This window comes from Gemella haemolysans ATCC 10379 (assembly GCF_000173915.1).
Taxonomy (GTDB): Bacteria; Bacillota; Bacilli; order Staphylococcales; family Gemellaceae; genus Gemella; species Gemella haemolysans.
Genome location: NZ_ACDZ02000014.1, coordinates 193647 through 205374, shown reverse-complemented (window position 1 = coordinate 205374; position 11728 = coordinate 193647). Strand labels below are relative to the sequence as shown.

Sequence of the window (11728 nt, the reverse complement as noted above, 5' to 3'; positions counted from 1 at the left end):
ATATACAAAAAGGGAGACCAAGCTCCCTTTAATTTTTTATTAAAGCTTCCTAAACTTTAGGGAGATTTAATTTTTATAAATATTTGCCTTTTATCTATAGGTTATACTTTATAACCCTTGATACATCAACAACGATTTACTTATGTTTCATGTATGGGAAAAGTAATACATCACGGATTGAAGCTGAGTTAGTTAATAACATAACCAATCTATCAATTCCAATTCCTAATCCACCTGTTGGAGGCATACCGTATTCTAATGCTTCTACGAAGTCTTCATCCATTTCATAAACTTCTTCGTTACCTGCATCTTTTTCATCCATTTGAGATAGGAATCTTTCTTTTTGATCTATTGGATCGTTTAACTCACTGAATGCATTCGCATGTTCACGTCTAACAATAAATAACTCAAAACGATCTGTAAATCTTGTATCTTCAGCATTAGTTTTAGCTAATGGTGATACTTCTACAGGGTGACCATAAACAAATGTTGGTTGAACTAATGTTTCTTCTACAAATGTTTCGAAGAATTCATTAATAATGTGTCCAACTTTCATATCTTTTCTAACAGGAACATTGTGCTCTTTAGCTAATGCATGAGCTTGTTCATCTGTCATTTCTGGCCAGAAGTCAACACCAGTAACTTCTTTAATAGCATCTACCATATGTACACGACGCCATTTTGGTGTTAAATCAATTTCATCTTCACCGTACATAACTTTAGTAGTACCGTGAATTTCATTACAGATGTATGCAATCATAGACTCAGTTAAGTCCATAATATCATTATAATCAGCATATGCTTCATATAACTCGATCATTGTGAATTCAGGGTTGTGTCGTGTTGAAACACCTTCGTTACGGAATGCACGACCAATTTCATATACTTTTTCTAAACCACCAACGATTAAACGTTTTAACGGTAACTCAAGTGCAATACGCATAAATAATTGCATATCTAGTGCATTGTGGTGAGTTACGAATGGACGAGCCGCAGCACCACCTGCAACAGAGTGCATCATTGGAGTTTCAACTTCCAGATATCCACGTTCATTTAAGTAACTACGCATAATTTGAATAATTTTTGAACGTAAAATAAATGTTTCTTTACTTTCTTCATTCATAATTAAGTCTACGTATCTTCTTCTGTAACGCTCTTCAACGTCTTTAAGTCCGTGGAATTTATCAGGTAGTGGACGTAGTGCTTTTGTTAAAATTTCAAATTCATCAGCTTTAACAGATAATTCACCTACGTTAGTTTTGAATAATACTCCTGTTACTCCTACGATATCTCCAAGGTCAAGAGTCTTGAAGTATTCATAAGAATCTCCTACTCTATCTTGACGAACGTAAATTTGAACTTGACCACCTAGGTCTTGAACGTGAGCAAATCCAGCTTTACCTTTACCACGTTTTGTCATAATACGCCCTGCAATTGTTACAGAGATATTTTTTTCTTCTAGTTCTTCTTTACTATATTTATCATACTCTGCTACGATTTCATTTGAAAGGTGAGTTCTTTCAAATTTAGTTCCAAATGGATCTAAACCACTTTCTCTCATAGCTTCCATTTTTTCACGACGAACAAGCATTTGATCATTTAAATCTTGCACATCTACTTTAATTTCTTCTGTCATGTTAAATTCCTTTCTAGTATAATCTAGTAATTTTATTCAGATACTCACTATTATAACATATTTTCAATGAATTTGTTAAATCTTTAACAATAATTTTATTAAAATTTACTACTATAAATTATAATTAGTTACTGATACTTTAAATAACTTATGGGCGTGAATCGACAAAGTCCTGATTTTGTAGAAACAAAATCTTGTCGAATCACCTCCGTGCGATTTATTAGATATCTAAAAAGCTTTTATAAATCAATTTTAGATATCAATAACTCACTACATATATGAATTCTCATATGAACCTTGTTAAATTTTAGGACTGTTGGGGCATCTCCTTCTCCTTTTATTGATATTTACATTTATTTTTGATAAAATATGATTATAACTTCTTTCAATTTTGTTTAGAAGGTTGAAGTTATCCCCCTAGTCCCTGTGCTACGGATAACTTCAATATTTTTTTATCTAAATCACAGTTATTGTAGTAGTAAGGAGGAAACTTTATCTTGAATTTTATTTTTAAAAAAGAGACCATTCTAACGTCTTTTTACACAATTTCATTGTCTTTATTAATAAGTAAATTTTCAGTAGATTATTCATTTTCAGATAAATCAATATACGACTTTTTTCACTTTATACTACTTTTTATTATTTTCTTTAATAGTTGGCTGTTGGAAGTTGTTCATCTAAATAGATACGGAAAAGATAGTTTTATAAATCACATCTTTTTAATTTCACAAATATTTGTTATATTGAATTTACTAGTGAGAAATTCTTTAAATATTAAATATATACTTGCAACATTAATCCTACTATCGGTAATACTAAGTATTCAACACATAACAGAGTATATTCTTACTGATAAAAAAGACCTTATGATAAAAAAATTAACTGAACCATTTTGTTATATTCACACAGGTCGTACACTTTCTTTGTTATTAGGTTTAATACTTATAGATTATAGTTACTGGTTTATACTTCTTACTTTTACAATAAGTCAGTTATTCCCAAGTTTTATATCTAGAAGTATTCATGTAAGAGATATTAATTTTAATCATTTAACTACTCATTTATTTATAATTACTAACACCATAGCTATTAGCTTGTGGTTAAGTGATTTAAAAATAAATATTACTACAAAGATAATTTTGTTAATTAGTATAGTATTTATTCTTTTATTAACTATCTATCGAAAAATATTTAAAACAATTGATAGAACCCTAACAAAACAGTCGGGTAATACCTATATAATCGGTATATATTTTACAATATTAGAATTAATATTTATCAATTTATTTTTCGTTTTAGAATACGACTGGAAATACTTTCTACCGTGTTACGCTTGTAGCATCATAAGTAATCGATGTTTTAACCAGTATAAAAAATAGAAAGGTAGTAAACTCTCTAAGTTAGAAAGTTTACTACCTTTTTATTTATCTTGCTTCTTCGTAATCCAAAACTTCTGCTACTTTACTAGCGATATATTTCGCTAATTTTTCATGATTTTTATCATCTAGGTGAATACAATCCACTAAAGAAGTTTCTGCTACACGCCCAGCATTTAAAAAGTCAACTTCGTATTTATCACTAACTTCTTTAAATGTTTGTGCTAAGAATTTTGATTGTTTCAAACTATTTTCATCGAATTCACCAAATAAACTATGTCTATCTATTATTTCATCACGTAATGGAACTGGTGATACAACAAGAATTTTTGGAATCTTATATCCAGCTATTAAATGTGGATTTCTAATATATTTAATGTATTCTTCTATACCTTTAGCAATAAGTTTGGCACTTGGATTAAATTGTTTTTTTAGATCATTTGTACCTAACATTATGATTACTAAATCAACGGGTACGTGACTTAACATTAGAATTGGTAATGTATCAATACCACATCTAACTGGTACGATTGTGTCTTTTGCAATTACAGTTCTACCACAAAGTCCTTCCTCTATTATTGTATCATTAGGACGAAGCTCCGCTAGTAAATTAGTCCATCTTTTTTCAGTTCTTACTCCATCCTCTCCAGGTATATATCCCCAAGTATTACTATCACCAATACATAAAATACGCATAATTTTTTCCACCTTTTTTTCTTCTAAATTCTTCTTAATTTTAGCAAACTAATATAAAAAAAGCAATAGTCCCTAATGATATAAGTACTAATAATTGTTATCAGTGCACTATTTTTGTATTGTTAACAAACATGATTTATAATATCAATAATCTAAAGAAAGGAGAATAAAATGATACAAACAAATTTCCATCATAAAAAACATTATAAAATTCAATCATATTCAAAAAAAATACTTTATATAACATTAATTTTAACAATAAGTTTCGCCTTATTAGAGTACATCGGAGGGTTACTTTCTAACTCATTAGCACTTTTAGGTGATTCTTTCCATATGTTCTCTGATGTTATCGCATTGGGATTCAGTTTAATTGCATTACTTTTCAGTTCAAAAAAACCAAATAAAAAATATACTTTTGGTTTTGTCAGATTGGAAGTCCTAGCAGCCTTTATCAATGGGCTAATGTTAGTTGGTATTTCTATTTATTTAATATTCGAAGGTTTTATGAGATTCTTCAATCCTAAAGATATTGATTTCAAATCAATGCTTATAATTTCAACTATCGGATTAATTTTTAATATTGTTGTTACTATAATTTTAACAAAAAGTCTAAAAGAAGAAGATAATTTAAATATCCAAAGTGCTTTATGGCATTTCCTTGGTGATTTAATCAGTTCAATCGGAATCATAATTTCATCAACTATTATTTACTTTACAAATTATCAAATCGTCGATGTTATTATGAGTATTATCATCAGTATAATTCTTTTCAAAGGTGGTTATAAAATTACTAAATCATCATTTGTTATTTTAATGGAAGCTACTACTCTAGATACAGAAGAAATTTACAATAAAATTAAAGAAGTGGAAGGAATTGCTGATATTCACGAGTTTCATATTTGGCATACTGATACAAATGAAATCAACGCTGCAATGCATATTTTACTAGATGAATATGAAACAAGCCATGATTATAAAATTGTAGAAGATGTTAAAATAGTACTTAAAGAAGAATACGATATAGAACATTGCTTCATCGCATTAGAAAATATTAAATACAACGATCACAGTTTATAAAAGAAAATGTCTAAGTTGATAATATATCAACCTAGACATTTTTTATATTTTTAATAAATCTATTGTCTTTTCAATTTTATACGTAGGCACTATCTCTGGATTAGAAATTTTATGAATATCTACTAAGCAACTATCAATCCCTGCATTATTAGCTCCTAGTATATCGGATGTTAAAGTATCGCCTATCATTAAAACTTCATCCTTATTTTTAACACCTATTTCTTTAAAGATAATATCAAAAAACTTTTTATCTGGTTTCTTACTACCAATTTCTTCAGAAATAAAAATCTTCTCAAAATACTTATTAAGATTATTATTTTTTAGTCTAGTATGTTGAGTGATTGCTATACCATTAGATGCTATGTATAGTTTATGAGTTAAACTTAATTTTTCTAACATCTCTATAATCCCATCAAATAGCTGATTTCCCTCAGCAAGATAACTTCTATACCTATTATCTACTTCACTACCATCAACTTTTCTATCAAACAATGAAAAAAATCTTATAAATCTTTCAATTGTAACTTCTTTATTCGATATTTCTCCACGTTCAAAACTTCTCCATAAAGATTTGTTTATTGTTTCATATTTTTCAAATAGCTCATTATTATACTCAATATTTTCATCTTTTAATAATTTTTTAAAAGCTAATACCTGTGCCTTACCAAAATCCAATAAGGTATCATCTAAATCAAATAATAAATATTTATACTTATCTAAAATCATCTATACACATGTTTATTATCTACTCATTATAACATAGAGATTGATTTTTTAGAAAAAATAGATTTACTTGATGTATAAATTTATCTTTTATTTTTTATTCTTAAAATATTCTCGAACTCGAGGAGCTACTTCTTCACCAAATAGTTTAATAGCTTTCATAATATCTTCGTGTGGCATAGAACCAAGCGGAAGATGCAACATAAATCTATCCAATCCTAATGTTTCTATCATATCAATAAGTTTACTCGCTACAGTCTCAGGACTTCCTACTAACATAGATCCGTCTGGACCTACACTATTTAAATATTGTTCAAAAGTAAGTGGTCTCCAAAATGGTCTATCTTTCGAAATTGCATCCACTACTTGTTTTGTTGGGTGGAAATATTTTTTAATAGCTTCTTCATCAGTTTCAGCTATGAATCCCCATGAATGTGAAGCAACTTTTAAACGATCATCACTATATCCTGTATTACGCCCAATAGCTTTATAGTAATCTACTAGTCCTTTGAATCTTCTATACTCTCCACCAATTATAGCATATGCTATAGGCAAGCCTTTCTGAGCTATTTTTATTGTAGACTCTATATTTCCACCAGTCGCTACCCAGATTGGAAAATCTTTTTGAACACTTCTCGGATATACTCCCTTATTTTCTACCTTTTGTGTGTGCTTTCCTTCCCATGTTAACTTTTCGTTAGCTTTTATTTTCTCTAACATTGCTAATTTTTCATCAAACAATTCCTCATAGTCTGCCAAATCATAACCGAATAATGGGAATGATTCTGTAAAAGAACCTCGCCCTACCATAACCTCTGCTCTTCCATTAGAAATAGCATCGATTGTTGCATACTGCTGATAAACTCTTACAGGGTCTGAAGATGAGAGTACTGTCACCGCAGAACTTAATCTTATATTCTTCGTAACAGCTGCTCCTGCTGCTAACAATATCTCAGGTGCTGAAACAGCAAAATCTTCTCTATGATGTTCCCCTATAGCATAAAGATCTAATCCAACTTCATCAGCAAGCTTCATCTCTTCTATCATATTTCTAATACGCTCATCATGCGTTGGTATTATACCAGTTCCTTCTATTTCAGTTGTTTCACCAAATGTACTAATTCCTAACTCTATCATTTTTTATCCTCCTAAATTATCTCAATTTCAAGATATTATTTTATAAAAAAAGAAAACAATTTTTAATTAATTTTCTTTAGTATTTCTTTCAATGTATCTAATTCTTCTTCAGTTAAATCATCGAAAACCTTTTTAGTATTTATTTTATGGATAGGGAAAATATCATCCATTAATTTTTCTCCTATTTTAGTTAACTTAATGTAAGTTACTCTTTTATCCTTTTGACTAACCTTTCTATTAACATATCCTTTTTTTTCAAGGTTATCGACTACGTATGTAGCACTTCCACTAGCAAGTAATATTCTATCACGTATTTCTTGAATACTCTTCTCACCTTTACTATATAAAAATTCCATAACAGAAAATTCAGTCGCATTTATTGGATAATTCTTTAAAGTTTTCTTTAAATCACCTACTAATAAATTACTTGCTCTCATAATTCCAATAACAGCTTTAAACTCATTATTCATAAGGATTCTCCTACTTTTATTATATACATATTTATATCGCAATTATCTCGAATATGAGATAATTATACTTTATTAACTTTTCATTGTCAAAGAAATTATATTAAAAGGCATCTAGAGAGAAATCTCTAAATGCCTTTAATTTTATTCTGCAAATTGACTTTGATATAATTCTGAATAGAAACCTTTCTGTTTCAATAGTTCATCATGGTTACCTTGTTCAATAATATCTCCATCTTTTAATACTAATATTTTATCTGCATTTCTAATTGTTGATAAACGGTGAGCGATAACGAATGTAGTACGCCCTTCCATAAGTTTATTCATTGCTTTTTGAATTAACACTTCTGTACGTGTATCTACACTCGAGGTTGCTTCATCAAGAATTAATATAGGTTTATCAGCAAGAATCGCACGAGCAATAGTTAGAAGTTGCTTTTGTCCTTGAGAGATATTTGAAGCATCTTCATTTAATTCCATATTGTAGCCACCTGGTAATGTTTTAATAAAATGGTGAATATGAGCTGCTTTAGCCGCTTCTATTACTTCTTCATCTGTAGCATCTAAACGACCATAACGAAGATTCTCCATTATTGTTCCTTTAAATAACCATGTGTCTTGTAGTACCATTGTGAAGTAAGAACGCAATTCGGATCTGTCAAGTTTAGAAATATCTTTTCCATCAATATAGATATTTCCTCCATTAATATCATAGAATCTCATAAGAAGTTTAATCATCGTCGTTTTACCTGCACCTGTAGGACCAACAATCGCAACCATCTCACCTTTTTTAACATCACTAGTAAAGTTTTTGATAATTACTTGATCTTCTACATAGCCAAATTTTACTTTATCGAATACTACATTACCTTCTTTACTTGTAACTGTTTCTAGTACTTCTACATCTTGTTCATCTTTAGCATCTAAGAATTCAAATACTCTCTCTCCAGCAGCGGCCATTTTTTGAATTTCTGACATAGACTGAGCTATTTGACCTATTGGTTGAGTAAAATTTCTAATATATTGAATAAAAGCTTGAATATCCCCTACACCTATAGTTCCTTTAGAAACTAATAAGCCACCTGAGAAGACAATACCAACATACCCAAGGTTACCAACGAAGTTAATCACTGGGAACATTAGTCCTGAGAAGAAGTTTGCTTTCCATGATGATGTATATAATTGGTTATTTTTATCATTGAATTCTTTAACACTTTTTTCTTTATAGTTAAATGCTGCAATAATATTTTGACCTGAGAAACTCTCTTCAACCTGTCCATTTACATCAGAAAGCATATCTTGTTGACTTTTGAAATACTTTTGACTCCATTTTGTTATAGCACCTAGTAGTATTCCCGAAACAGGAATTAAAGCTAACGCAATTAGAGTCATTAGAGGACTTATCGTAAACATCATTACCAATACCCCTAATACCATTGCTGTATTTGAAATTATCTGAGTAAAACTTTGATTTAGTGATTGACCTAATGTATCTACATCATTAGTAACACGAGATAAGGTTTCACCTACTGTACGTTGTTCAAAATAGCCAACAGGTAAAGTATTTATTTTTTTACTTATATCTTTACGAATATCATATGTCATTTTTTGAGAAACATTACTCATCAGCCATCCTTGAATAAACATAAACAGTGATGACAGTATGTATAAACCTAATACAGTAAGTAAAATTCCCGCTATTTTTTCAAAATTTATACTACCTTCATTACTAATTTTAGCAACTAACCCTTCAAATAATTCTGTTGTTGCTTGTCCCATAATCTTAGGACCAACAATACCGAATACCGTACTTGCTAATGCAAAGAATACTATCAAAATACTTGAAATTTTATACTGTGTAAACATCAATTTGATAATTCTTTTTAGCGTTCTGGAAAAATTATTAGCTTTATCTAGTTTTTGTTTCTTAGACATGATGTTTACCTCCTTTTTGTAATTCTTCTTCACTAAGTTGACTTTCTGCAATTTCTAAATACGTCGGACAAGTTTCTAGAAGTTCTTGATGTTTTCCAACTCCTACTATCTTACCTTCATTCATTACGATAATTTTATCTGCATTTAAAATTGTTGCTATACGCTGAGCAACTATAATAGTAGTCACCCCAGACATTTCTTCTCTTAAAGTTTTTCTTAATTTCACGTCTGTTTTGTAATCTAATGCTGAGAAACTATCGTCAAAAAGCAGTATCTTAGGATTTTTTGCTAGTGCACGAGCAATTGAAAGACGTTGTTTTTGTCCTCCAGAAACGTTAGATCCATCTTGTGAAATCTCACTATTAAATTTGTCTTCTTTTTCATTAATAAAATCTAATGCTTGAGCAATCTCAGCTGCTTTTTTCATCTGTTCATCAGTAATATTTTCATCAGCAAATTTAATATTTGATTTAATATTACCACTGAATAAAACTCCTTTTTGAGGAACAAATCCTAAAGTGTCTCTTAATTTACTTAAACTTATATCTCTAATATTAACTCCATCAATTGAAATTTCACCTTCACTAGCATCGAAATATCTAGGAATCAAATGAAGCAATGTAGATTTACCACTACCAGTACTTCCTATAATTGCTGTAGTTTTTCCTGCTTCTGCTTCAAAACTAATATTACTTAATACTGGACTATCAGCACCATCAAATGTAAAGCTAACATTATCAAATTTTAATGTCCCCTTCACGTCTTGAAGCTTACTATCATCAATATGTTTACTATCCACTACAGTAACCTCTGTTTCCAGTACTTCATTAATACGTCCTGCCGCAACTTCTGCACGAGGTAGTTGCATCATTAAGAATGTGAAGAATAAGAATGACATTACTATCTGCATTGTATATGTTATAAACGCCATCATATCACCAACTTGAATACTACCAGCATCTATATTTTTTCCACCAACCCAGATTATTAATAATGCAATACCATTCATAATTAGCATAATCATTGGCATAAGCGCTGATAAAGTTCTATTGATGAAAAGTTGTTCATTTTTTAAAACTGTATTTTCTTTATCAAATCTTTCTTCTTCATATTTTTCACGACCAAAAACGCGAATTACAGAAATACCAGTTAATGCTTCACGAGTTACCAAGTTTACTCTATCTATTAGCTTTTGCATAATTTTAAACTTCGGCATTACTAAGAATGAAATTATTCCTAATGTTAAACCTAAGATACCTACACCCAATGCAATTATCCAAGTCATTCCAGTATCAGTTTGAGTAACTTTATAAACCCCATAAACTGCCATCATCGGGGCATAGATTGCGATAAATAACATCATATTTAAAGCATTTTGAATTTGTTGAATATCGTTTGTACTTCTTGTAATTAGTGAAGCTGTAGAAAATTTATCAATATCTTGTTTAGAAAATGATAGTACTTTGTTATAAAGTTTTTCTCGTAAGTTATAAGCTATTTTCGAAGAAATTCTACTAGCTATAAAGTTCGATATAACACTTCCAATACCTGAAATAAATGTTACGATTATCATCATTATTCCAACTTCTTTTAGATAATTTTTTCTAATCTCATTAGTATCAATTCCTACATTATTTCTATACTCTTCTTTAACATAACGAACTCCAGCTTGTTTAGTTATCATATCAGCCGAACTTCCTAAGTCACTAATTGATTTATTCTTTTGTTCAATTAAACTATCTTTTTTGACTAGTCCTAGTTTGACACCTTCTGCAACCTTATCCAAATCTAAGTTTTCAGATTTTGCACCAGATACAACTGTCATAGCACTTTTAAAAATATCATTTAGTTCACTACGTTCTTGATCATTAATATTATCTAGTTTATAGACATCCCCATCTTTCGTATATTTAGCTGTAACTTTTTTAATTTCATCATCAGTCATAAATAATTGCAATTCTCTAAATGATTTTTCACTTATTTTTTCCGGTACAGAATCTTGAATACCACTTTGTTGAATACCTTTATCGACAATATTACTTGTATATGTCGGAAGTGCTAGCTCTGCAACAACACGAACGCCTAATATCGCAACTAAAAATATCATCGGTATCAGGAAACCTTTTAAATATTTAATTAGTTTCATTATTTTCCTCCTTATCAGATAATTCTTCTCTAAAAATCCCATTTACTCGAGATAATAATATATCAAACGCTTCTTTTTCCCTTGTATCAAATTTATCCCAGATAGATTTAAACCAGATTTCATAAGCTTTTCTATGTGATTCAATACATTCGACTCCTTTTTCAGATAAACTAAGATATTTTTTTCTTTTATCTTTTTCATCTGTACTTTGAACAACAAAATCTTTTTCTAGTAATTCACTTACAAGTGCTGTAACTCTAGGTTTTGTCACATGTAGTTCTTCACCTAATTCCTGCATAGTAATTTTCTCTTTACAAGATAAAAATAACATTGCTTGAAATTCAGGTTTTCTATACGGCGCATCACTTTTCTTATGAAATCTTTTCATTATCAATCTAAATTCTTCCATCATCTCCATTGCTTTATGATATGAAATTTCATCTATGCTCATTTTATACCTCCTTTAATCAAGAATAGTTCACAATATTAACTAAATAGTTAACTATGTTAACTATTATATTTTATTTTATATTCT

9 protein-coding genes are annotated in these 11728 nt (G+C 29.6%); 1 reads left to right on the top strand and 8 read right to left on the bottom strand.

The features are described from left to right. Positions 1–136: 136 nt before the first annotated feature. Both lysS and GEMHA0001_RS06615 read right to left on the bottom strand, forming a co-directional pair. Positions 137–1636, bottom strand: coding sequence for a lysine--tRNA ligase (gene lysS, locus GEMHA0001_RS06625; protein ID WP_003145548.1), 1500 nt, complete (start codon positions 1634–1636; stop codon positions 137–139). Between the two features lie 1424 nt (positions 1637–3060). Beyond that, positions 3061–3708 (bottom strand): GDSL-type esterase/lipase family protein, encoded by a 648-nt coding sequence (locus GEMHA0001_RS06615; protein WP_003144975.1) that lies wholly within the window; start codon positions 3706–3708, stop codon positions 3061–3063. 171 nt (positions 3709–3879) lie between these two features. On the opposite strand from GEMHA0001_RS06615, the gene GEMHA0001_RS06610 reads away from it, so the two are divergent. Further along, the gene (locus GEMHA0001_RS06610) at positions 3880–4785 is read left to right on the top strand and encodes a cation diffusion facilitator family transporter (RefSeq protein WP_003145348.1); all 906 of its coding nucleotides are present in this window, start codon (positions 3880–3882) and stop codon (positions 4783–4785) included. A gap of 42 nt (positions 4786–4827) precedes the next feature. On the opposite strand, the gene GEMHA0001_RS06605 is transcribed toward GEMHA0001_RS06610, so the two are convergent. The 6 genes from GEMHA0001_RS06605 to GEMHA0001_RS06580 all read right to left on the bottom strand — a co-directional run bounded on the left by GEMHA0001_RS06605 (position 4828) and on the right by GEMHA0001_RS06580 (position 11644). Beyond that, positions 4828–5511, bottom strand: a complete 684-nt coding sequence (locus tag GEMHA0001_RS06605; protein ID WP_003145439.1) for a YjjG family noncanonical pyrimidine nucleotidase — start codon at positions 5509–5511, stop codon at positions 4828–4830. An 87-nt stretch (positions 5512–5598) separates the two neighbouring features. After that, the gene (locus tag GEMHA0001_RS06600; RefSeq protein ID WP_003145088.1) at positions 5599–6645 is read right to left on the bottom strand and encodes an LLM class flavin-dependent oxidoreductase; all 1047 of its coding nucleotides are present in this window, start codon (positions 6643–6645) and stop codon (positions 5599–5601) included. A 62-nt stretch (positions 6646–6707) separates the two neighbouring features. After that, on the bottom strand, positions 6708–7115 hold the full coding sequence (locus GEMHA0001_RS06595; protein WP_003145195.1) for a MarR family winged helix-turn-helix transcriptional regulator: 408 nt from the start codon (positions 7113–7115) through the stop codon (positions 6708–6710). Between the two features lie 141 nt (positions 7116–7256). After that, positions 7257–9047 (bottom strand): ABC transporter ATP-binding protein, encoded by a 1791-nt coding sequence (locus tag GEMHA0001_RS06590; protein ID WP_003145708.1) that lies wholly within the window; start codon positions 9045–9047, stop codon positions 7257–7259. Then, on the bottom strand, positions 9040–11193 hold the full coding sequence (locus GEMHA0001_RS06585; protein WP_003144938.1) for an ABC transporter ATP-binding protein: 2154 nt from the start codon (positions 11191–11193) through the stop codon (positions 9040–9042). The genes GEMHA0001_RS06590 and GEMHA0001_RS06585 overlap by 8 nt, the downstream gene beginning before the upstream one ends. Continuing rightward, on the bottom strand, positions 11180–11644 hold the full coding sequence (locus GEMHA0001_RS06580) for a MarR family winged helix-turn-helix transcriptional regulator (RefSeq protein ID WP_003145559.1): 465 nt from the start codon (positions 11642–11644) through the stop codon (positions 11180–11182). Before GEMHA0001_RS06580 ends, GEMHA0001_RS06585 begins: the two co-directional genes overlap by 14 nt. Positions 11645–11728: the final 84 nt, after the last annotated feature.